Source organism: Lysobacter sp. CA199, from assembly GCF_052078715.1.
Classification (GTDB): Bacteria; Pseudomonadota; Gammaproteobacteria; order Xanthomonadales; family Xanthomonadaceae; genus Lysobacter.
The window spans coordinates 104,825-128,483 of sequence record NZ_JBQJIL010000014.1 but is presented as its reverse complement, the minus strand read 5'-3'; the positions used below and the strand labels follow the sequence as shown (position 1 = coordinate 128,483).

Below are 23,659 nucleotides of genomic sequence, written 5' to 3'. Positions count from 1 at the left end.
GCTTGGACCTCAATTCGGAACCCCAGATCCCTCGTCCCCAATCCTCAATCCCAAGCATCCCTTGCGCCCATACCGTTCCGCGCCTATATCGGTCCCATGAATCGCCGCGCTCCCGACCCCAGCCTCGATCCGCGCGCGCGCCAGTTGCTGCGCACGCTGATCGGCCGCTATATCCACAGCGGCGAGCCGGTCGGGTCGCAGACCCTGGCCAAGCACGCCGGGCTCGACGTCAGCGCGGCGACGATTCGCAACATCCTGTCCGACCTGGAAGACGCCGGCCTGCTGAGCGCGCCGCATTCCTCGGCCGGGCGCATTCCGACTTCGCAGGGCTACCGGCTGTTCGTCGACTCGCTGCTGCAGGTACGGCCGCTGCCCGACGGCGAGGTGGCGCGCCTGCGCAGCGAGCTGCCGTCGGGTTCCGGAACCCAGGCGCTGCTCGGCAGCGCATCGGAGCTGCTGTCGGCGATGACTCACTTCGTCGGTGTGGTCAGCGTGCCCAAGCGCGAGCAGTTCGCGTTCCGGCGGATCGATTTCGTGCCCTTGGACGCCCAGCGGGTGCTGGCGATCCTGGTCTTCGCCGATCAGGACGTGCAGAACCGGATCATCCAGACCCGCCGCCCGTACGAGGCCGGCGAACTGGAGCGGGTCGGCAATTACCTCAACGCCCATTTCGCCGGCCGTCCGGTGGCCGAGATCCGCGCCACCTTGCTGCTGGAACTGCGCAACGCCCAGTCGGAAATGCAGACGCTGCTGGCGCAGTCGGTGGAACTGGCCGAACAGGTGCTGGCGCCGGACAGCGATGACATGGTTCTGGCCGGGCAGACCCGGTTGATGGGCGTGCAGGAGCTGGCCGACCTGGACCGGCTGCGCGAATTGTTCGAGGCCTTCGCCCGCAAGCGCGAGATCCTGCAACTGCTCGAACGCACCGTGCAGGCGCCCGGCGTGCGCATCTTCATCGGCGAGGAAACCGGGCTGGCGCCGCTGGAAGGCGTGTCGCTGGTGACTGCGCCGTACACCGCCGGCGGGCGGGTGCTGGGCGTGCTCGGGGTGATCGGCCCGACCCGGATGGCCTACGACCGGGTGATCCCGGTGGTGCAGGCCGCCGCCGATGCGCTGGGGCACGCGTTCGATCCAACCGAAGCCGACTGACTCGCGGGCGAAATCGCTTCCGAAGCCGACCCAATCATCCCCCTCCCACAACAGACTTCAGAGGTCGCCGACCATGGTCGGCGGGTCCGTCACGCAACGCCCCAGCCCGCCCGATCGCCACCGAACCGCGTCGCTAGCCTCCGATCCTGCACGATCGGCGCAGATCCCGGCACTTGAATGCCCTAGCAAAGGCCCCATAGCTGGCCCTGTCGCGGAAACCCGCAAGGAACCAGCATGAGCCAAAACGATCCCAACCCCGATTTGAACCTCGACGCCCAGGAGCCGGCGACGGGCGCCGAGCTGTCCGAGGTGGATGCCCTGCGCTTCGAGATGAACAAGTTGCGCGAGGATTCGCTGCGCGAACGCGCTGAACTCGACAACCAGCGCAAGCGGGTGGCGCGCGACATCGATATGGCGCGCAAGTTCGCCAACGAGCGCCTGCTGGGCGACCTGCTGCCGGTGATCGACAGCCTGGAGGCCGGTCTGGCCGCCGCGGGCGAGGACGCCAGCGCGCTGCGCCAAGGCATGGAACTGACCCTGCGCCAGCTGCTCAAGGTCGCCGGCGACAACGGCCTGGTCGCGGTCGATCCGACCGGTCAACTCTTCAATCCCGAGCACCACCAGGCCATGAGCCTGGTGCCGGCACCGGGCGTCGCCCCCAATCACGTGGTTCAGGTCTACCAGAAAGGCTGGCTGCTCAATGAGCGCCTGCTGCGCCCGGCCCTGGTCGTGGTCGCCCAGGACGGCTGAGTCGCAACACGCATCCGCGCCGCGGCGGGGGCCGCGCAGGCGCCGGTTGCGGGAGTCTTCACGCGGTACCAGCGGTTAAGGGGCATGGGCACGGGCGCTTGAACTGCCCGGCACCGGGCCCCAGATAGCGAACATCGGCGGCCTGCAGCATCACGCGCCGCCCCCAACATTCAAGCATTGAGAGAGGGAGCAACACCTATGGGCAAGATCATCGGCATCGACCTGGGCACCACCAATTCCTGCGTGGCCATCATGGAAGGCGGCAAGGCCAAGGTCATCGAAAACTCCGAGGGCGACCGCACCACGCCTTCCATCGTCGCCTTCACCAAGGACGGCGAAGTCCTGGTCGGCGCGTCGGCCAAGCGCCAGGCCGTCACCAATCCGAAGAACACCTTCTACGCGGTCAAGCGCCTGATCGGCCGCAAGTTCAGCGACGCCGAAGTGCAGAAGGACATCGGCCTGGTGCCCTACGGCATCGCCGCGCACGACAACGGCGACGCCTGGGTGCAGACCCTAGACGGCAACAAGATGGCGCCGCAGCAGATTTCCGCCGAAGTGCTCGGCAAGATGAAGAAGACCGCCGAAGCCTATCTGGGCGAGCCGGTCACCGAAGCGGTGATCACGGTTCCGGCCTACTTCAACGACAGCCAGCGTCAGGCGACCAAGGATGCGGGCAAGATCGCCGGCCTTGAGGTCAAGCGCATCATCAACGAACCTACCGCGGCCGCACTGGCCTACGGCATGGACAAGAAGGGTGGCGATCGCAAGATCGCGGTCTACGATCTGGGTGGCGGCACCTTCGACGTGTCGATCATCGAGATCGCGTCGGTCGACGGCGAAATGCAGGTCGAAGTGTTGTCGACCAACGGCGATACCTTCCTGGGCGGCGAAGACTTCGACAAGCGCGTCATCGACTACTTGGTCGAAGAGTTCCAGAAGGACCAGGGCATCGACCTGCGCAAGGATCCGCTGGCCCTGCAGCGCCTGAAGGATGCGGCCGAGCGCGCGAAGATCGAGCTGTCGTCCTCGCAGCAGACCGAAGTCAACCTGCCGTACGTGACCGCCGACGCTTCCGGCCCGAAGCACCTCAACATCAAGCTGACCCGCGCCAAGCTGGAGTCGCTGGTCGAGGATCTGGTCAAGAAGACCATCGAGCCGTGCCGCATCGCGCTTAATGACGCCGGCCTGCGTGCCAGCGACGTGAGTGAGGTGATCCTGGTCGGCGGTCAGACCCGTATGCCCAAGGTCGGTCAGGCCGTGGCCGAGTTCTTCGGCAAGGAACCGCGCAAAGACGTCAACCCCGATGAAGCCGTCGCCGTCGGCGCGGCGATCCAGGGCGGCGTCATGGCCGGCGACGTCAAGGACGTGCTGCTGCTCGACGTGACCCCGCTGTCGCTGGGCATCGAAACCCTGGGCGGCGTGTTCACCAAGATCATCGAGAAGAACACCACCATCCCGACCAAGGCCTCGCAGACCTTCTCCACCGCCGAGGACAACCAGTCGGCCGTGACCGTGCACGTGCTGCAGGGCGAGCGCGAGCAGGCCCGCTACAACAAGTCGCTGGCCCGCTTCGACTTGTCCGGCATCGAACCGTCGCCGCGCGGCATGCCGCAGGTCGAGGTGTCGTTCGACATCGACGCCAACGGCATCATCCACGTCAGCGCCAAGGACAAGAAGACCAACAAGGAACAGAAGATCGAAGTCAAGGGCGGCTCGGGCCTGTCCGAGGAAGAGATCGCCAAGATGGTCGCCGACGCCGAGGCCAACCGCGAGGAAGACCTCAAGTTCCACGAACTGGTGCAGGCCCGCAACATCGCCGACGCACTGATCCACAGCACCCGCGGCGCGATCAAGGAACATGGCGAGAAGGTGCCGGGCGATGCGATCGGCCGCGCCGAATCGGCCATCGCCGAGCTGGAAACGGCGATGAAGGGCGACGACAAGGGCCAGATCGAGGCCAAGTCGCGCGCGCTGGAAGAAGCCGCGCAGTCGCTGTTCGCGGCGGCCGGTGCCGGCCAGCCCGACGGCGAGGCTCCGGCCGGCGACGCCGGCGCCTCGGCGAAGTCCGACGACGTGGTCGATGCGGAATTCACCGAGGTGAAGGACGACAAGAAGTAAGCCGGAATCGGGATAGGGGAATCGGGGCGGGTGATGCGGCCTGTGCTTGCGGCGGTCACCGACCCGGTTCCCCGTTTTTGTATTCGCGGTCTGGTTGCAGTGAGTGTCGATGAATGTGGTTGTTGTTGAAGTAACAACGGCTTTCGCTTTTTTGCTCGTCATTCCCGCCTTCGCGGGAATGACGGACTGGAAGATCAAGACTCTCTCCGCGGCCTTCGTTTTTATCTTTTTTTCGTTCTTCCGCTCCCGATTTCAGAGTCCCAGCCTTAGCCCATGAGCAAACGCGACTACTACGAAGTGCTGGGCGTTGCGCGCAACGCCGCCGACGACGACCTCAAGAAGGCCTATCGCCGCTGCGCGATGAAACACCACCCGGACCGCAATCCGGGCGACGCGGCCGCCGAGGCCGCGTTCAAGGAATGCAAGGAGGCCTACGAGGTCCTGGCCGACGCCAACAAGCGCCGCGCCTACGACCAGCACGGCCATGCCGCGTTCGAACACGGCATGGGCGGTGGCGCCGGCGCCGGTGGCCCCGGTTTCGCCGACATGGGCGATATCTTCGGCGACATCTTCGGCAACATTTTCGGTGGCGGCGGTGGCGGTCAGCGCGGCCCGCGTCGCGGCGCCGACATCGGCTACGTGATGGAGCTGTCGCTGGAAGAAGCGGTCGGCGGCGTCGAGAAGCAGATCGAAATCCCGACCCTGGACGAATGCGAGACCTGTAAAGGTTCCGGTTCGGCCGACGGCAAGGTCGAGACTTGCGATACCTGCAAAGGCCGCGGCCAGGTGCGTTTCCAGCGCGGCATCTTCTCGATGCAGCAGGCCTGCCCGCATTGCAGCGGCAGCGGCAAGACCATCGCCAGTCCTTGCGGCGACTGCCACGGCCAGGGCCGGGTGGAGCGCACCAAGACCTTGCAGGTCAAGATTCCGGCCGGTGTCGACAACGGCGACCGCATCCGTCTGACCGGCGAGGGCGAAGCCGGCCCGGCCGGTTCGCCCGCGGGCGATCTGTACGTGGAAGTGCGCGTGCGTGAGCACGATATCTTCCAGCGCGACGGCGACGACCTGCACTGCGAAGTGCCGATCCGTATTTCCCAGGCCGCGCTCGGCGACATCGTGCGGGTGCCCACGCTCGGCGGCGAAGTCGAGTTGCGCATTCCCTTCGAGACCCAGAGCGGCAAGCTGTTCCGTCTGCGCGACAAGGGCGTCAAGTCGGTGCGCAGCCGCAAGCCGGGCGATCTGTACTGCCGGGTGGTGGTCGAGACTCCGGTCAACCTGACTCCCGAACAGCGCGATCTGCTGGAAAAATTCGAAGCGACTTTCGTAGGCGACGGCGCACGCAAGCATTCCCCCCGTTCCTCGACCTTCCTCGATGGGGTCAAGGGATTTTGGGACCGGATGACGTCCTGACGTCGTTGCGGTGAAAATCGAAGTAATGCGAGAAAGGGGCTTCGGCCCCTTTTTTGTGGGAGTGGCCTCAGCGCCGACAGCATCCGCCCCTCGGGAAATCGCAGCCAGTCGAAAGGGGGCTCGTAGGGTTCCATGCCGGCTCCTCTTGATGGCCCATCGAAAACCCAGACTCCCGACGTCCGGATAGCTCAGCGATGGTTTCGAATCCATGCCACGCGCTCTTTCCCTCGCCAGCTGCAACGCGAGTCACAATGCGCGTGGCGATGTGGTAGAACGTACGCGCGCCCAACGACAGGCGCAGCGGCCCGGCCGCTCACCCATGCATGGATCAGGGGAAGGAAGGATGCCTACTACGACACTGCGGCTTCTCGCCGCCATCGCGCTGGCCCTGGCGAGTGCGACCGCTCTCGCGCAGACCGCGGCGCCGGCGAAGGCCGGGACAAAGCCCGCGAGCACGGCCAAACCCGACGTCGCTGGCAAGCTCGCCGCCGCCCAGCCCGAAGCCGCCGACGAGACGCCGGCGCGGATCGAACGCCAACACATCGCCTACGTCGTCCAAGCCGACGGCTCGTATACAGAGCAACGCGAGTCCGCGCTGAAAGTATTGCAAGCGCCGGCGATCGAACGCGCCAAGCACGAGTCGATCAGCTACAGCGCGAGCATCCAGACCCTGGATGTGACCGAAGCCTACACACTCAAGGCCGATGGTCGCCGCGTCGCGGTGCCCAAGTCGAATTTCCAGGTCGAAACCAACGAAGGCCGCGCCGGCGGCGGACCGGCGTTCTCCGATATCGCCACCACCAGCCTGGTATTTCCGGATGTCGAAGTCGGCGATACGGTCGTGGTCAATTACACGCTGACCGGCAAACAGCCGATGTTCGATCGCCAGTTCTCGGTGCTCGACAGCGTCAGCGCGCATTCGTATCAGGGCGATCTGAAGGTTCGCATCGATACGCCGGCCAGCCTGTGGTCGCAGAACCGGACCTTCGGCGCGATGAAACAGGTGCGCGACGAAACCGTCGGCGATCGCCACATCGTCGAATGGACGTACCAGAATCGCGCGCCGCTGAAAGATATGCGCAAGGATTACTCGGTCTACAAAATGGAGGATTTCCCAGGCTACGCGTTCTCGACCTTTCGCAGTTACGGCGAGATCGCCAAGGCTTACGGCGAGCGCGCGCTGCCCAAGGCGGCGCCGACGCCGCGCGTGCGTAAGCTCGCGGACGAGATCGCCGCAGGCAAGAAAGATCAGCGCGAAGTGGCCAAGGCGCTGTACGAGTGGGTGTCCACCAACATCCAGTACGCCGGCAACTGCATCGGTCTGGGCGCGGTGGTGCCGCGCGATCAGGATTTCGTGCTCGACAACCGCATCGGCGACTGCAAGGACCATGCGACCTTGCTGCAGGCCTTGCTCGCGGCCAAGGACGTGCCGGCCACGCAGGCCTTGATCAATGCCGGCAGCGTGTATCAACTGCCCGATATTCCGGTCGCCTCCAGCGTCAACCACGTGCTCAATTATCTGCCCGGGCTGGATCTGTATGTGGATGCCACCGCCAAGGGCATTCCGTTCGGCGATCTGGCGTGGGCGGTCGCCGGCAAGCCCGTGCTGCGCGTGGACCATCCCGAACTCAAGGCCGCGACGGCGCCGCAGTCGTCCACGCGTAATCGCCAGCGCATGGTCACGCATATGACCGTGCAGGAAGACGGCTCGGTCAAGGGTAAGGTCGAGGTCGAGCTGGACGGGCAGCCGGCGATCGAAACGCGTGCGGGTCTGCGCGAACTGCGCGAGAAAGATGCGCAGGAAATGATCAAGAAGTTCTTCGGAACCGGTGGTCTGAGCGCGGACGGTTCGTTCACGCAGGACGACCCCAAGGCCTTGCTCGACAAGCACCGCTACAGCGCGCAGTTCGAAGTCAAGCAGATGCTGCCGGTGCCGGGCGCGTTCGCGATCGGGCCCGTGTTCTTCAATCCCATGCCGGTATCGATGTTCGTTACCCCCGCTCAGTACGAGGACAACGTCTACCAAGGCGATGGGATCTGTATCGGCGGCAGTTCGGAAGAGATCTACCGGATCGAGTTCCCGGCGACGATGAAGGTCATCGCCGTGCCGCCGAATGTGCGTCTGGAATCGGATGGCTCCAGCTATGAGGCCCAATACACGCTCAAGGGCAATGTGCTGGAGGCCCGGCGAGTGATCGTTGACGCCAGTCAGGGGCCGGTGTGCACACAGGCGTTCAATCGCAGCTACCAGCAATTCGCCAAAAAAGTGCTGCCTAATCTCAAGGCGCAACTGGTGTATCAGTAAGCCAATACCGGTCGGAACGAACGAAAAAGGGAGCTTGTGCTCCCTGGTTTGTCCGAATTGGAGAAGAGGGCAGGAGTCGCCGAGGATAAGCCGCATCCCAAGACTGGATTGTGGGGCGGCGGCGCCCGGTAGTTGGCGATGAACGGCTGTGTAGAGATGCGAAACTTGGAACGCCGGACATGGCCGATCCGAACCGTGTTACGGGATCGGTCTGGTTGACGCAGATCGCATCATTCACGCGCAACGCTTGTTTTGCGGTACACGCAGCGGCTAGCCTGCGTACATGAACGAGCCCACCAAGACCCCGATCAAACTGCTGATCCACGGCGCCTCCGGGCGCATGGGCAAGGCACTGCTGCGCCTGGCTGCCGAGCGCGGCGATGTCAGCGTCGCAGCCGCGTACTCGCGCTCTTCGCCGGCGCAGCGGGTGATCGAGGGCGTGCCGCATTTCGCCGCCTCCGAACTGAGCGGCGCGCCAGAATTCGACGTCGCCATCGATTTCAGCCTGCCGGACGGTTTCGATCCGGTACTGGCGTTGTGCGCGCAACGCGGTAAGGCCTTGGTATCGGGCACGACCGGCCTGAGTTCGGCGCAGAACGCCGCGATCAACGAGGCCGCTTCGCGCATCGCGGTGGTATGGGCGGCGAACTACAGTCTCGGCGTCGCGGTGCTGACCGAACTGGTGCGCCGCGCTGCCGCCGCGCTGCCGGGTTGGGACTGCGATGTGATCGAGGCCCATCACACCCGCAAGCTCGATGCGCCGTCGGGCACGGCGCTGCATCTGGGCGCCGCCGCGGCGATCGGTCGCGGCGAGGAGCCGCATTACGCCAGCCTGCGTGCCGGCGACATCGTCGGCGAGCACACCGTGCAGTTCGCCTCGGCCGGCGAGCGCTTGGAACTGATCCACCGCGCGACCAACCGCGACATCTTCGCCCGCGGCGCGCTCGAGGCTGCCTTGCGCGTGGCCCATCAGGCGCCGGGCCGGTATGGGCTGGCGGAGTTGATGTTCCCGAATCTGTAAGCGCCCTCGTCCGGACGGGCAAGCGCGAGTAGATAGCGAATGCCGGACGAATCGACGCGATGCTGGCGCCGGGCGGGGCTCCGGCGGGTCCAGGGCGTTCACGTACTGGAGAGCGGGGCGGCGGAGCCGCGGGTCCGGGCGCATGCCCACGCGCAGCCGACGGTCGGGTTTATTACGGATCTGTGAGCGCGTCTGCGCTCCGTAACGTGTCGTTCGTCCGTTACAGCTATTTCGTATACTTTATACCTTCTCCAGATTGGGGTGGCCACGAGTCGCGTGGCGACCTCTTGGAGAGAGCTTCCGATGAACCGCAAACACTGGATGTACGCCACCGGCGCGGCGCTGACCCTGTCGGCGCTGGCGGCCGTGGCGCAGGACTCCGATTTCTCTGGCTCCGATTTCTCAGGCTCCGATCCCTCGGACCCCGATGCCTCGTCCGCCGTCACCGTGATCGCCACTTCGAACGGCTACCGCAAGCAGCCGTTGATCCAGATCCGCGACGAGAAAGGCATCGTTCGCCGCGGCCTGCGCTGCGGCGCGCCGTCGAGTACCCCGGCGCAGCGCCTGGAAGTCCAGCGCCGGTTGCAGCGGTGGCGCGCGCAGTCGGCGCTGCCGGGGGCTGGCGCTATCGGGCTGGGAGCCGCCAAGGCGACCAAGACCGTGCCGGTCTGGTTCCATGTGGTCACCGGCAGTAGCAATGCCGGTAACGTCAGCGACAGCCAGATACAGCAACAGATGCAGGTGCTCAACTCGGCCTATTCGGGCCGCGGCTTCCGCTTCGCCCTGGCCGGCACCACCCGCACCCGCAACAGCGGCTGGTACAACGATTGCGTGCGCAATGAGATGGCGATGAAGAACGCGCTGGCGGTCAGTCCGGCGCGCAATCTCAACATCTACACCTGCACGCCGCCGGGTTATCTGGGCTATGCGTATCTGCCCGACCAGTATCCGGAGTCGTCCAGGCGCCATGGCGTGGTGATGACCGGTTCGTCCTTGCCAGGCGGTTCGGCGACCCACTACAACCTGGGCGAGACCGCGACTCACGAGGTCGGCCACTACCTCGGCTTGGAGCACACCTTCGAAAACGGCTGCGACGCGCCGGGCGACTATGTGGCCGACACGCCGCCGCAGGACAGCCCGAGCGAAGGCTGCCCGGTCGGCCGCGACAGCTGCCCGGGCGGCGGCCTGGATCCGATCCGCAACTTCATGGACTACAGCTACGACAGCTGCATGACCGGGTTTTCGACCGATCAGAGCATCCGCATGCAGGACATGATCGCGGAGTACAAGCCCTCGCTGGGAACCTGAGCAGGCGCGGCGGCCCGGGGTATCGGGCCGCCGTTCGCTTGGGGGGCAAGAGCGAATCCCCGTTAATCTCCCTTTTCCACAGGGCGAAACAGCAACAGATCGGCGTCGGATGGGCTCCGGGCCCGCGTCCGGTCCAGCCTTCCACGCCAATTCAAGGCGCCTCCCCCCTTTGAAAAGGGGGACAGGGGGGGATTTGCTCCCGCCCGATCCCGCCACTTCCACCCCGAATCGAGCGATTCCCCGGCCCCGAACCGCCCTCGCCAAGCTGAAGCCGAGCCCGCGCCGGGACCGAAATCTTCCCGCGCCGCCACATTGAGGCTGGCGTCCGGGGCCCATCGCCGCTAGAATTCCGGCTCGCCTGAACCCCGCCCGCCGGACCGGTCCCGCACCGCGTCCGCGCTTTGCTGCAAGTCGGTTTTGCCGATGTCGCGCTCGGGGTCAGATCCTTCGGCAGCCAAGGCGACCCCCGTGACCCAACCCGCAATCCTCGCACTCGAAGACGGCACCGTGTTCGAGGGCGTTTCCGTAGGCGCGCCCGGCCTCAGCGTCGGCGAAGTCGTATTCAACACCGCGATCACCGGCTACCAGGAAATCCTCACCGATCCCTCGTACGCGCGCCAACTGGTGACGCTGACCTATCCGCATGTCGGCAACACCGGCATCACGGACCAGGACGACGAAGCGCGCCAAGTCTGGGCCTCGGGCCTGATCGTGCGCGATGTGCCGCGCCGTCCCAGCAACTGGCGCAGCCAGGTCGCGCTGCCGCAGTGGCTGTCCGATCGCGGCGTGGTCGCCATCTCCGACATCGACACCCGCAAGCTGACCCGACTGCTGCGCGACACCGGCGCGCAGAACGGCGCGCTGATGGCGGGCGAGATCAGCGTGGAAAAAGCGCTGGAAGCCGCGCGCAAGTTCCCCGGCCTCAAGGGCATGGACCTGGCCAAGGAAGTCTGCACGCGCGAGCGCTACGAATGGAGCGAAGGTCAGCTCGATCTGGACCGCAACGCTTTCGTCAGCGCCGATGCGCGCTTCCATGTGGTCGCGTACGACTTCGGCGTCAAGCTCAACATCCTGCGCATGCTGGCCGAGCGCGGTTGCCGGGTGACGGTGGTTCCGGCGCAGACGTCGGCTGCCGAGGTGTTCGCGCTCAAGCCCGATGGCGTGTTCCTGTCCAACGGCCCCGGCGATCCGGAGCCTTGCGATTACGCGATCGCGGCGATCAAGGAATTCATCGCCAAGAAGATTCCGACCTTCGGCATCTGCCTGGGCCATCAGCTGCTCGGCCTGGCCTCCGGTGCGAAGACGCTGAAGATGAAGTTCGGTCACCACGGCGCCAATCATCCGGTGCAAGACCTCGACAGCGGCCGAGTGATGATCACTTCGCAGAACCACGGCTTCGCGGTCGACGAAACTTCGCTGCCGGCCAACGTGCGGGTGACCCATCGTTCGCTGTTCGACGGCAGCAACCAGGGCATCGCCCTGACCGATGCGCCGGCCTTCAGCTTCCAGGGACATCCGGAAGCCAGTCCGGGTCCGCACGATGTGTCGCCGTTGTTCGATCGCTTCATCGCATCGATCGAACAGGCCCGCGCCTGATGAGCACTGCGCCGGCCTCGCCGCCGCGTCGACGCCGCTGGCGTCTACGCGTGTTGGCGATGCTGGTCGCGCTCGGCGCGTATCCCGCCTTCGTGCTGATCGCGGTGTACTCGCAATGGTTCGCCGCGAGTCTCCCCGGTGGTCGTAACGGGCCGGCCGATGCGTACCGCCACAGTCTGGCCAGCGCGGTCGTCGCCTACACCTTGTCGCCGCGTTGCGTGGAGTGGGTGACCGCGGTGATGGAGCGGGGCGGGGAAGGCAACGCGAGCCGGGCGATGGACGCCCACAACAACGCGATCGGCGCGCGCCTGGGCGCCGCCGCTGAAAACTGGACCGCGATGCAGCGCGATGTTCGCGCCGCGGTCGACCATGGGGCGATCGATGCGCGATCGCCCGAGCAAATCACCTGGCGCGCCCCCGAGGCGTGGCAGGACCGACTTTACTGAGGACGACATGCCCAAGCGTACCGACATCAAAACCGTCCTGATCATCGGCGCCGGCCCGATCGTGATCGGCCAGGCCTGCGAGTTCGACTACTCCGGCGCGCAAGCCTGCAAGGCGCTGCGCGACGAGGGCTACCGCGTGGTGCTGGTCAACTCCAACCCGGCCACGATCATGACCGACCCGGACATGGCCGATGCGGTCTACATCGAGCCGATCAACTGGCAGACGGTCGAGAAGATCATCGCCAAGGAAAAGCCCGACGCGCTGCTGCCGACCATGGGTGGCCAGACCGCGCTGAACTGCGCGCTGGACCTGGCCGATAACGGCGTGCTGGAGAAATACAACGTCGAACTGATCGGCGCCAAGCGCGACGCGATCCGCATGGCCGAAGACCGCGAACTGTTCCGCGTGGCGATGAAAGAGATCGGCCTGGAATGCCCGAAGGCCGAAGTGGCGCGTACGCTGGAAGAGGCGATCGACATCCAGACCCGCGTCGGCTACCCGACCATCATCCGCCCCAGCTTCACCCTGGGCGGCAGCGGCGGCGGTATCGCCTACAACCGCGAAGAGCTGATCGATATCGTCACCCGCGGCCTGGAACTGTCGCCGACCACCGAAGTGCTGGTCGAAGAATCGGTGCTGGGCTGGAAGGAATTCGAGATGGAAGTGGTCCGCGACACCGCGGACAACTGCATCATCGTGTGCTCGATCGAAAACTTCGACGCCATGGGCGTGCACACCGGCGACTCGATCACCGTCGCCCCGGCGCAGACGCTGACCGACAAGGAATACCAACGCCTGCGCGATGCCTCGATCGCGGTGCTGCGCAAGATCGGCGTCGACACCGGCGGTTCCAACGTGCAGTTCGGCATCAACGCGCAGAACGGCCGCGTGGTGGTGATCGAAATGAACCCGCGCGTGTCGCGCTCCTCGGCGCTGGCCTCGAAGGCCACCGGTTTCCCGATCGCCAAGATCGCCGCCAAGCTCGCGGTCGGCTACACCCTCGATGAGCTGCGCAACGAAATCACCGGCGGCGCGACCCCGGCTTCGTTCGAGCCGAGCATCGACTACGTGGTCACCAAGATCCCGCGCTTCGCCTTCGAGAAGTTCCCGCAGGCCGACGCGCGCCTGACCACGCAGATGAAGTCGGTCGGCGAAGTCATGGCGATGGGCCGCACCTTCCAGGAATCGCTGCAGAAAGCGTTGCGCGGTCTGGAAACCGGCAAGGTCGGCCTGGACCCGACCGGCCTGGATCTGAGCAGCGAACTCGATATGACCAAGTTGCGCCGCGAGCTCAAGGAGCCGGGTCCGGAGCGCATGTTCCATATCGGCGACGCGTTCCGCGCCGGCATGAGCGTGGAAGACGTGCACGCGCTGTCGTTCGTCGATCCGTGGTTCCTGGATCAGATCGAAGAATTGATCGCCACCGAGCACGACGTCGCCGACAGCGGCCTGGCCGCGCTTGACAAGGCGCGCATGCGCGCGCTCAAGCGCATGGGCTTCTCCGATGCGCGTCTGGCTCAGCTGACCGACACCGATGAGACCGCGCTGCGCACTCTGCGCCGCGCGCTCGGCGTGCGTCCGGTGTACAAGCGCGTGGACTCCTGCGCGGCCGAGTTCGCCACCACCACCGCCTACATGTACTCGACCTACGAGGACGAGTGCGAAGCCAATCCGACCAATCGCGACAAGATCATCGTGCTCGGCGGCGGTCCCAACCGCATCGGCCAGGGCATCGAGTTCGACTACTGCTGCGTGCACGCCGCACTCGCCCTGCGCGAGGACGGCTATGAAACCATCATGGTCAACTGCAATCCGGAGACCGTGTCGACCGATTACGACACCTCCGACCGCCTGTACTTCGAGCCGCTCACGCTCGAGGACGTGCTGGAAATCGCCGATCTGGAGAAGCCCAAGGGCGTGATCGTGCAGTACGGCGGCCAGACCCCGCTCAAGCTGGCGCGCGCGCTGGAAGCCAACGGCGTGCCGATCATCGGCACCACTCCGGACAGCATCGATCTGGCCGAAGACCGCGAGCGCTTCCAGAAACTGGTGCAGGAACTGGGTCTGGCCCAGCCGATCAACCGCACCGCGCGCAACCCCGATGAAGCCCTCGCGCTGGCCAACCAGATCGGCTACCCGATGGTGGTGCGTCCGAGTTACGTGCTCGGCGGCCGGGCGATGGAAATCGTCTACTCCGACGCCGATCTCAGCCGCTACATCCGCGACGCGGTCAAGGTCTCCAACGATTCGCCGGTGCTGCTCGACCGCTTCCTCGACAACGCGGTGGAAGTCGACGTCGACATCATCGCCGACCGCGAAGGCTACGTGCTGATCGGCGGGGTGATGGAACACATCGAAGAAGCCGGCGTGCATTCGGGCGACTCCTCGTGCTCGCTGCCGCCGTACTCGCTGTCGGCGGACACGCAGCAGCGTCTGCGTACGCAGGTGATCGCGCTGGCCAAGGCGCTCAAGGTCGTGGGCCTGATGAACACCCAGTTCGCGATCCAGACCGACGCCGAAGGCAACGACACGATCTTCCTGATCGAGGTCAATCCGCGCGCCTCGCGCACGGTGCCGTTCGTGTCCAAGGCTACCGGCATGGCGCTGGCCAAGATCGCCGCGCGCTGCATGGTCGGCCAGACGTTGGCCTCGCAGGGCGCGATGGAAGAAATCGTGCCCGACTATTACTCGGTCAAGGAAGCGATCTTCCCGTTCGCCAAGTTCCAGGGCGTCGACCCGATCCTCGGACCGGAAATGCGTTCGACCGGCGAAGTGATGGGCGTGGGCAAGAACTTCGGCGCGGCGATGGCGCGCGCGCAGGAAGCCGGCGGCATCAAGGCGCCGCCGGTCGGCAAGACCTTCATCTCGGTGCGCGATCCGGACAAGCAGCGCGTGCTGCCGGTGGCGCAGGAACTGGTGCGCCGCGGCTACACCCTGGTCGCCACCAGCGGCACCCAGGCCTTCCTCAGCGAGCACGGCGTGGCTTGCGAGGTGATCAACAAGGTCACCGAAGGCCGTCCGCACGTGGTCGATCTGATCAAGAACGGCGAGCTGGTCTACATCATCAACACCACCGAAGGCCGCCAGGCGATCTCCGACTCGTTCTCGATCCGTCGCGAGGCCCTGCAGCAGCGGGTCACCTACTCGACCACCGTGTCGGGGGCGCGCGCGCTGGTGGGTTCGCTGGACTACCGCGGCACCGGCCCGGTGTGGTCGCTGCAGGAGCTGCACGCGCAGATCGGCGCGGCTTGATGGGCTGAGGGGCCGGGATGGCGCGGCTGCGTCGTCCTGGCGTTCGTGCACGTTCCAGCTTGCCACGCACCTCCCCGACCGTCATTCCCGCGTTCGCGGGCTCCGCTTTACTTCGGCGGAGCCGAACATCCAGTGCCTTTCGTGCGAGAACGCCTGAAGTCGCTGGATTCCCGCGTTCGCGGGAATGACGGCTTGAGGATGGCGCTGAAGTCGGTGGATGCCGGATGCCGAGTAGGCCGGCCACCTGTCTAAAATCCCGTCTCGAGTACCGGCCCCGCAGACAGGATGCCTTCCGCCCGGGTTCCCGGCACAATGGGCCCAGGCATCGTCGAAACATCCGCGTCGGGCACCCAAGGATTCGCCCGGCGACGCATCACAGAGGAACCCTAAGGAATGAGAGCACCCATCACGTCCAAGGGCGCGCTGCGTTTGCGCGCTGAATTGGAAGAACTCAAGTCGGTCAAGCGGCCAGCGGTGATCAATGCGATCGCCGAAGCGCGCGCCCACGGCGATCTCAAGGAGAACGCCGAGTACCACGCCGCGCGCGAGCAGCAGGGCTTCATCGAAGGCCGCATCAAGCAGCTCGAAGCCGAGCTGTCGCACGCCGAGGTCATCGACATCAGCAAGCTCAACGCCGGCTCCAAGGTCGTGTTCGGCGCCACCGTCGAGCTGGCCGACGTGGATACCGAGGAAGGCAAGACCTACCAGATCGTCGGCGACCTGGAAGCGGACATCAAACTGGGACTGATCGCGATCTCCTCGCCGGTGGCGCGCGCGCTGATCGGCAAGAACGAGGGCGACAGCGTCGAGATCCAGGCGCCCGGCGGCGTGCGCGAGTACGAAATCGTCAGCGTCGCCTACAACGGCTGACCGGTCGAACCCGCCCATGGGCCTTCCGCGATGAACCGCGTCACCTTGCTGCTGCCCGAACGCGAGCGTTTCGGCGGCCAGCGTTTCGGCGAGGAGGTCGGGCGCCGGCTGGGCCGCGCCGAGCGCAGCGTCGAGGCGGCCGATCAGGCGTCGCGGGTGTTCGACATCCTGCCGCGCGGCTGGCCGGTCGCGGCGGTATCGCGTCAGCGCGACGTCGGTGATGCCTCCCTCGGCGCCTGGCTGCGCGCCGACCCGGCTTATGTGCGGCCAGACATCAACGGCGCGCGCCTGCTCGCTTACGGCGATGCGCTGGCCCTGAGCGAACGCGACAGCGCGGCCTTGCTGCCGGCGCTCAAGCCGCTGTTCGGCGACGCCGGGTTTCCGATCGACGCGCCGGTGCCGACGCGCTGGTATCTGTCGTTGCCGCGCGAGACACGCCTGCCGCGCTTCGCCTCGCCCGAACAGGCGCTGGGCGAGGACATGTTCCAGCATCTTCCCGGCGCCGAAGGCGAGGGCAGCGAAGGCCGTCGCTGGCGTGCGCTGCTCAGCGAAGCCCAGGTGGTGCTGCACAACCATCCGCACAACGCCCAGCGCATCGCCGCCGGATTGGCGCCGATCAATTCGCTGTGGTTCTGGGGCGCGGGCGTGCTGCCCGATCACGTGCGCACCGCCTACGCGCAGGTCTTCAGCGACGACGAAGCCTTGACCGCCTTCGCCTCCCAAGCCGGCACCGCCGCGGCGGCGCTGCCGGTGCGCTGGCCGGGCGGCGAAGGCGCGGACGATGGCGAAGCCTTGTTCGATCTGCGCGCGGCGCGCGATCTGACCCCGCTGCAGCGCGATTGGTTCGAACCCGTCGCGCACGCGCTGGACGCGGGCACGCTGGACCGCGCGGCGCTCGCCTTCGCCGACGGCGAACGCTTCGAACTGGCGCACTCGCAGCGCTGGCGCTTCTGGCGCAAACCGCTGCGTTCGCTGCTGGATTGAACGCCCGCATGCACGCTCTTCTTGCCGGACCGTCGCGATGAGCTCCTCAGCGCGGCTGCGCCGGCGCGAGTCCGCCGATATCGGCCAATGGCCCGATTCGATGCCGCCGCTGTTGCGCCGCATCTACGCCGCGCGCGGCGCCACCTGCGTGGAACAGGCGCAGCCCCGGCTGACCCAGTTGCTGCCGCCGGACGGCATGCTCGGGCTCGATGCGGCCACCACGCTGCTGCTCGATGCGATCGCCGCCGATCGCCACATCCTGGTGGTCGGCGATTTCGATTGCGACGGCGCCACCGCCTGCGCGGTCGGCGTGCGCGGTCTGCGCATGCTCGGGGCCAAGCGGGTGTCGCATGCGGTGCCCAACCGGATCGTGCATGGGTATGGCTTGTCGCCGGCGTTGGTGGAAGAACTGGCGAAGCTGCAGCCGGATCTGTTGGTCACCGTCGATCACGGCATCGCCTGCCACGCCGGCATCGCCGCTGCGCGCGAACGCGGCTGGCAGGTGCTGGTCACCGATCACCATCTGCCCGGCGACCGCCTGCCGCAGGCCGACGCCATCGTCGATCCCAACCAGCCCGGCGATACGTTCCCGAGCAAGATGCTGGCCGGTGTCGGGGTGATGTTCTATGTGCTGCTGGCCCTGCGCCGGCGCATGCGCGAGGCCGGCGCGTTCGGCGGCGGGCCGGCTTCGAATGGCCCCGACCTGAGTGTGCTGCTGGATCTGGTCGCCGTCGGTACCGTCGCCGATCTGGTCGCGCTCGACGCCAACAACCGCGCGCTGGTCGCCGCCGGTCTGCGCCGCTTGCGCGCCGGGCAGGGCAGCGCCGGGCTGCGCGCGCTGATCGAAGTTTCGCAGCGCGATTTCAGAAACCTCACTGCCGCCGACATCGGCTATGCGGTCGGGCCGCGGCTCAACGCCGCCGGGCGCCTGGAAGACATGGCGCTGGGCATCGAATGCCTGCTCACCGACAACGATGCGCAGGCGCGTTCGATCGCCGCCACGCTCAACCAGATCAATGCCGAGCGCCGCGCGGTGCAGCAGCAGATGACCGACGAAGCCGAGGCTGCGTTCGCGCGGATCAATCTGGACGCGTCGTCGCGGCCGATGGCGCTGTGCCTGTTCGATCCGGACTGGCATCCCGGCGTGGTCGGGCTGGTCGCTTCGAAGATGAAAGAGCGTCTGCACCGCCCAGTGATCGCGTTCGCGCCGGCCGAGCCGGGCAGCGACCGCCTGCGCGGTTCGGCGCGCTCGATCCCCGGTTTCCATATCCGCGACGCGCTGGCCGATGTCGCCGCGCGCCATCCGGACCTGATCGAAAAATTCGGCGGCCACGCGATGGCGGCCGGATTGTCGTTGCCGCTGGACGCTTTCGAAGCGTTCCGCGATGCGTTCGTGCACTGCGCGCGCATCGCCTTGACCCCGGAACTGCTGCAGGCCGACGTGCTCAGCGACGGCGAACTCGATGCGAGCGAATTCGACCGCGTCCACGCCGAATCGCTGCGCGACGGCGGCCCCTGGGGCCAGGGCTTCGCCGAGCCGCAATTCGACGGCGAGTTCGAAGTGCTGTCCTGGCGCGTGGTCAGCGAACGCCATCTCAAGCTCGAACTCGGCCGCGACGGCCTGCGCTTGAACGCGATCCAGTTCGGCGGCTGGGACGGCAACAAGCCGCCGCCGTGGGTGCGCATCGCCTATCGCCTGGAACCGGACGACTATCGCGGCGGCAACGCGGTGCAGTTGGTCGTGACGCACCGCGAAGCGCTCTGATTCCGCAGGCCAGACGGCCAAGCGATGCAGGTCGGGGCGCCGCGATCCGCGCCAAGAGCGCCGGGGTCAAGCCCCTCGCGCGGCGCGTGCAAAAAATGGCGAAACATTTCCAACAGCAGCTTCGGTTGCGCCTGCGCGCGGCGGCCGCTAGCGTGTCGCCAGTTACGCGGCTTACGCCGCTTACGCCGCGCACCGTCCTCGCCATCGCATCCCGGGCCGACTCAGATGACCTCACGCCGCCGTTTCCTGCAAACCTCGCTGCTCGCCGCCGGCGCCACCGCCTTGCCGGCGCTCGCCGCCGAATCCACCGCGCCGTCGTCGCCGGCCGCCATCGACGGCGCGCGCGTGGTTTCGACCTGGGACTTCGGCGTCGGCGCCAATCAGGCGGCCTGGCCGGTGCTGGAGAGCGGCGGTTCGGCGCTGGACGCGGTCGAGGCCGGCGCGCGCTGGGCCGAGGCCGATCTGTGCAACAGCACGGTCGGCCGCTGCGGCAATCCCGATCGCGACGGCGTGCTGACCCTGGACGCCAGCATCATGGACGGCGACGGCCGTTGCGGCGCGGTCGCCGCGCTGGAAGACATCGCTCATCCGGTGACCGTGGCGCGCCGGGTGATGGAACGCACTGCGCATGTTTTGCTGGTCGGCGCGGGCGCGCAGCAGTTCGCGATCGAGCAGGGCTTCGCCAAGCAAGCCTTGTTGACCGACAAGGCGCGCGCGGCCTGGAACGAGTGGCGCAAGACCTCCAAGTATCAGCCGCAGATCAACGCCGAGCGGCTCGATCGGGCCAAGCCCGGCGATAAATCCAATCACGACACCTTGGGCATCCTCGCCATCGACCGCAGCGGCAAGCTGGCCGGCGCCTGCACCACCAGCGGCATGGCCTGGAAGCTGCACGGCCGCGTGGGCGACAGCCCGATCGTCGGCGCCGGGTTGTATGTCGACAACGAGGTCGGCGCCGCCACCGCTTCGGGCGTCGGCGAGGAAATGCTGCGCAACGCCGCCAGTTTCCTGGTGGTCGAGCTGATGCGCCAGGGCCGCAGTCCCGACCAGGCCTGCCGTGAGGCGATCGATCGTCTGGTGCGCAAGCGCCCGCAGGCCAGCAAGACCTTGCAGGTGTGTTTCCTGGCGATCAACAAACACGGCGAAGTCGGCGCGCATGCGCTGCATCGCGGTTTCGTCTACGCGGTGTGCGATGCGGGTAAGCGTGACGCCTTGCTCGATTCGCGTTCGGTCTACACGACCGAACAGACCTGAGCGCGGCGATGAACGAAAAACTGCTGGAGATCTCCGCCAATTCGCTGGGTTCGGCCTTGGCCGCGCAAGCCGGCGGCGCCGATCGGGTGGAGTTGTGCGAGAACCTGGGCGAGGGCGGCACCACGCCGTCCTACGGCAGCCTGGCGGTCGCGCGCGACCGATTGCGCATCCCGCTGTACGTACTGATCCGTCCGCGCGCCGGCGATTTTCTGTACGACGAAGGCGAACGGGCGGCGATGCTCGCCGATATCGAAGCCTGCGTTCGCTTGGGTTGCGATGGCGTGGTGATCGGCGCGCTCGATGCCGATGGCGATGTCGATGCGGTGTTATGCCGCGAACTCATCGCCGCGGCCGGTTCACTTGGCGTGACCTTCCACCGCGCGTTCGATGCGTCGCGCGATCAAAACCGCGCCTTGGAAGCGGCGATCGAGCTGGGTTGCGAACGAATCCTCACCTCGGGCGCCGCCAGCGATGCATGGCAAGGCGCCGATCGAATCGCCGCGCTGGTCGAGCAGGCGGCCGGACGCATCGCGTTGATGGCCGGCGCCGGCGTCAGCGCGCAGAACATCGCCGTGCTCGCGCGACGCGCGCGGGTGCGCGAACTGCACGCGTCGGCGAAGGCACCGCGCGTTTCGGCGATGCGTTTTCGCAACGAGGCGTTGGAGGGGCTGTCGCCGGACTGGATTCAGAGCGATGAGCAACGCGTACGCGAGTTGGCGCGCGCGTTGCAGGCCTGATCTAGGAGGGGTAATGGGTTTCGAATACGAAGCGATCCCGAACGATGTCGACGATTATCGGCGTCGCCGCGATGCACTTGCGCTGCAGATAGAAATCCTGCCGACTTTCGCGCGCAGGTATGGGCCTTACGCGGTCGGACTTGACGATGGCCTGCCTTATGACGAGCGTTGGGGCGATCCGGTCCAGCTGGAGTTCGCAGAGGCCTGCGTGCAGATGACCTGCAGCAAACCCTTGCGCGGCGTCTTGCTCGCCGATATCGGCGAACTGCTGCGGATGATGGGTGCAGCGGAACTCGTCGAACTCTGATCTGCTTGGCGCGATCGCGTCACGCCAAGTGGTGAATCCGATCACGATTGCGCAACGTGACGGATATCTTGCGATCAACGCGATGAAATTCATCGCCGTCTGGCTCGCGCATAAAATACCGAAATAGGCGATTTATCTCGTGGATTCAGCGCATTCGAGCCGCACTCGGATCGAATATTCAGCATAGTTCGACAACGAGCGGACTTGGATCACGCGCTTAAGCGGAACGCGCCTGCGCATCCGAAAATTTGCGGTTGCCGCGCGCGATGCGCGCTGCTAATCGTGGCATCGCGGCTCGCGATTGCAACGCGTTGCCCGCGCGCGACGTCGCGATGGATCGCCGACCGTCCCATGGCCATTGCGTTCTGCGCGGCACCACTCCCCACGTCTTTCCTCTTAACCGCCATAGCGGAGCCATTGCCATGTCCAAGGATTCACGTTCCGACGCGAACAACGACGATCAATCTTCAACGCCAGCCGACAATCGCCGCCGGCGTTTTCTAGGCCAGGCCCTGGCGGTAGGCGCGGCCGGTGCCAGCGCGGCCTGGTGGCCCGCGTTCGCGGTCGAAGCGGCCAGCCCGCTGGTGACCTGCGCTGCGCCGCCGGCGTTTCCCGCGCAGATTCCGCTGTTTCAGCAGGCTTACAAAAACTGGTCCGGCGAAATTCAGGTCGATAACTTGTGGACGTGCTCACCGCGTACGGCCGAGGATGTCGTCACGATCGTCAACTGGGCACGGCAACACGATTACCGTGTGCGCCCGCGCGGCATGGGTCATAACTGGTCGCCGCTGAATCTGTCGCCGGATCAGACTTGCGACGAGCGCATATTGATGGTCGATACGCTCACGCATCTGACCGCGGTGTCGATCGATCGCAGTGTGCAACCGGCGCGGGTCAAGGCGCAGGCCGGCATCCTCATGCAGGACCTGCTCGCGCGCATGGAGGAGGCCGGGCTGGGTTTGGCGCACATGCCGGCGCCGGGCGATCTGAGTCTGGGCGGCGTGCTCGCCGTCGATGCGCACGGCACCGCCGTGCCTGCGCTCGGCGAAACCCGCCAGAGCGGACACAGCTACGGTTCGCTGAGCAATCTGGTGTTGTCGCTGACCGCGGTGGTGTGGGACTCCGCGCGGCAGGCATACGTGCCGCGCACGTTCCGCCGCGACGAAGCCGATTGCGCCGCGTTCCTGGCCCATCTGGGACGCGCTTTCATTGTTGAAGCGACGTTGCAAGCCGGGCCGAACCAGCGCCTGCGCTGCCAGAGCTGGGTCAATGTTTCGGCGAGCGAATTGTTCGCCGCGCCCGGATCGACGGGCCGCACCTTCGCCAGTTTTCTCGACAAGTCCGGGCGCGTGGAAACCATCCATTTCCCGTTTACGCGCAATCCCTGGCTCAAGGTGTGGACGCTCACTCCGAGCTTGCCGCCGATGGTGCGCGAAGCCGCCGCGCCGTTCAATTACCCGTTTTCCGACAGCATTCCGCCGGAACTGACCGATCTGATCCGCGACATCAACCTCGGCGATGTCAGCCGCACGCCGGCCCTGGGCGCGTTGCAGTACACCCTGGTCGGCGCCGGCCTGGTGTTCACCGCGAGCTTCGATCTGTGGGGCTGGTCGCGCAACCTCATGCTGTACGTCAAACCCAGCACGCTGCGCGTCACCGCCAACGGCTACGCGGTGATCACCTCGCGCGCGAACGTGCAGCGGGTGGTGCACGAGTTCGTGTCGTTCTATCAGGCCCGCGCCGATGCCTATCGCGCGCAAGGCAAGTTCCCGGTCAACGGGCCGGTGGAAATACGCGTGACCGGACTGGATCGCGCCGACGAGGTCGCCGTGCCCAACGCGGTCGAGCCCTTGCTGTCGGCGGTGCGGCCGGTGCGCGACCGGCCCGAGTGGGACTGCGCGGTCTGGCTGGATCTGCTGACCCTGCCAGGCACGCCGGAGGCCGAGCCGTTCTATCGCGAAGTCGAGCAATGGGTGTTCTCGCAGTTCTCAGGCGAGTACGCCTTGGCGCGGGTGGAGTGGAGCAAGGGCTGGGGCTACCACGCCACCCAGGGCGCGTGGAGCGATGCCACGGTGATCGGCCAGACCGTTCCGAATTCCCTGCGCTATGGGCAGGCGGCGGATTCGGCCTGGGATGCCGCGGTGGCGATTCTCAACCGCTACGACCCGGCGCGGGTGTACGCCTCGCCGCTGCTGGATCGGTTGTTGCCTTAGAGCCGTCAGTAAAAACACTTGAACGACAGCAGTGCCAATGAAGCCCTTCTCCCGTTTACGGGAGAGGGGTAGGGGTAGGGGTGAGGGCATGGGCTGTCGCGGAAATCCAGGCCAGAGCATTCGCGCCTGCGGCGCTCGGTCCTCACCGTCGCAGCTGCGCCCATTCCCCGCGC

The 23,659-nt window shown here is 66.3% G+C and carries 17 protein-coding genes; all 17 read left to right on the top strand.

Going from position 1 to position 23,659, the window contains the following annotated elements; translation table 11 throughout:
- The first annotated feature begins 96 nt into the window (after positions 1 to 96).
- The 17 genes from hrcA to ACTOWJ_RS24130 all read left to right on the top strand — a co-directional run bounded on the left by hrcA (position 97) and on the right by ACTOWJ_RS24130 (position 23,486).
- On the top strand, positions 97 to 1,149 hold the full coding sequence (gene hrcA, locus ACTOWJ_RS24210) for a heat-inducible transcriptional repressor HrcA (RefSeq protein WP_441337182.1): 1,053 nt from the start codon (positions 97 to 99) through the stop codon (positions 1,147 to 1,149).
- A gap of 234 nt (positions 1,150 to 1,383) precedes the next feature.
- Positions 1,384 to 1,899 (top strand): nucleotide exchange factor GrpE, encoded by a 516-nt coding sequence (gene grpE / locus ACTOWJ_RS24205; RefSeq protein ID WP_441337181.1) that lies wholly within the window; start codon positions 1,384 to 1,386, stop codon positions 1,897 to 1,899.
- Positions 1,900 to 2,097: 198 nt separating this feature from the next.
- Positions 2,098 to 4,017 (top strand): molecular chaperone DnaK, encoded by a 1,920-nt coding sequence (dnaK, locus tag ACTOWJ_RS24200; protein WP_441337180.1) that lies wholly within the window; start codon positions 2,098 to 2,100, stop codon positions 4,015 to 4,017.
- Between the two features lie 273 nt (positions 4,018 to 4,290).
- Positions 4,291 to 5,427 (top strand): molecular chaperone DnaJ, encoded by a 1,137-nt coding sequence (dnaJ, locus tag ACTOWJ_RS24195; RefSeq protein ID WP_441337179.1) that lies wholly within the window; start codon positions 4,291 to 4,293, stop codon positions 5,425 to 5,427.
- Positions 5,428 to 5,770: 343 nt separating this feature from the next.
- Positions 5,771 to 7,732, top strand: a complete 1,962-nt coding sequence (locus tag ACTOWJ_RS24190; RefSeq protein WP_441337178.1) for a DUF3857 domain-containing transglutaminase family protein — start codon at positions 5,771 to 5,773, stop codon at positions 7,730 to 7,732.
- A gap of 283 nt (positions 7,733 to 8,015) precedes the next feature.
- A complete protein-coding gene (dapB, locus tag ACTOWJ_RS24185) occupies positions 8,016 to 8,753 on the top strand; it encodes a 4-hydroxy-tetrahydrodipicolinate reductase (protein ID WP_441337177.1) in 738 nt (245 codons plus the stop codon).
- Positions 8,754 to 9,056: 303 nt separating this feature from the next.
- A complete protein-coding gene (locus ACTOWJ_RS24180) occupies positions 9,057 to 10,061 on the top strand; it encodes a zinc metalloprotease (RefSeq protein ID WP_441337176.1) in 1,005 nt (334 codons plus the stop codon).
- Positions 10,062 to 10,529: 468 nt separating this feature from the next.
- Positions 10,530 to 11,657, top strand: coding sequence for a glutamine-hydrolyzing carbamoyl-phosphate synthase small subunit (gene carA, locus ACTOWJ_RS24175; protein WP_441337175.1), 1,128 nt, complete (start codon positions 10,530 to 10,532; stop codon positions 11,655 to 11,657).
- On the top strand, positions 11,657 to 12,103 hold the full coding sequence (locus tag ACTOWJ_RS24170; RefSeq protein ID WP_441337174.1) for a DUF6973 domain-containing protein: 447 nt from the start codon (positions 11,657 to 11,659) through the stop codon (positions 12,101 to 12,103). Before carA ends, ACTOWJ_RS24170 begins: the two co-directional genes overlap by 1 nt.
- Positions 12,104 to 12,110: 7 nt before the next feature.
- On the top strand, positions 12,111 to 15,356 hold the full coding sequence (carB, locus tag ACTOWJ_RS24165) for a carbamoyl-phosphate synthase large subunit (protein WP_441337173.1): 3,246 nt from the start codon (positions 12,111 to 12,113) through the stop codon (positions 15,354 to 15,356).
- 405 nt (positions 15,357 to 15,761) lie between these two features.
- Positions 15,762 to 16,226: a transcription elongation factor GreA gene (greA, locus tag ACTOWJ_RS24160; RefSeq protein WP_441337288.1), complete on the top strand. Its 465-nt coding sequence runs from the start codon at positions 15,762 to 15,764 to the stop codon at positions 16,224 to 16,226.
- A 30-nt stretch (positions 16,227 to 16,256) separates the two neighbouring features.
- On the top strand, positions 16,257 to 17,210 hold the full coding sequence (locus tag ACTOWJ_RS24155; RefSeq protein ID WP_441337172.1) for a phosphoglycerate mutase: 954 nt from the start codon (positions 16,257 to 16,259) through the stop codon (positions 17,208 to 17,210).
- A 37-nt stretch (positions 17,211 to 17,247) separates the two neighbouring features.
- Positions 17,248 to 18,975 (top strand): single-stranded-DNA-specific exonuclease RecJ, encoded by a 1,728-nt coding sequence (recJ, locus tag ACTOWJ_RS24150; protein WP_441337171.1) that lies wholly within the window; start codon positions 17,248 to 17,250, stop codon positions 18,973 to 18,975.
- Between the two features lie 225 nt (positions 18,976 to 19,200).
- Positions 19,201 to 20,229, top strand: a complete 1,029-nt coding sequence (locus ACTOWJ_RS24145; RefSeq protein ID WP_441337170.1) for a N(4)-(beta-N-acetylglucosaminyl)-L-asparaginase — start codon at positions 19,201 to 19,203, stop codon at positions 20,227 to 20,229.
- 8 nt (positions 20,230 to 20,237) lie between these two features.
- On the top strand, positions 20,238 to 20,966 hold the full coding sequence (locus ACTOWJ_RS24140) for a copper homeostasis protein CutC (RefSeq protein ID WP_441337169.1): 729 nt from the start codon (positions 20,238 to 20,240) through the stop codon (positions 20,964 to 20,966).
- A 13-nt stretch (positions 20,967 to 20,979) separates the two neighbouring features.
- The gene (locus ACTOWJ_RS24135) at positions 20,980 to 21,273 is read left to right on the top strand and encodes a hypothetical protein (RefSeq protein ID WP_441337168.1); all 294 of its coding nucleotides are present in this window, start codon (positions 20,980 to 20,982) and stop codon (positions 21,271 to 21,273) included.
- Between the two features lie 422 nt (positions 21,274 to 21,695).
- Positions 21,696 to 23,486: a cholesterol oxidase substrate-binding domain-containing protein gene (locus ACTOWJ_RS24130; RefSeq protein WP_441337167.1), complete on the top strand. Its 1,791-nt coding sequence runs from the start codon at positions 21,696 to 21,698 to the stop codon at positions 23,484 to 23,486.
- Positions 23,487 to 23,659: the final 173 nt, after the last annotated feature.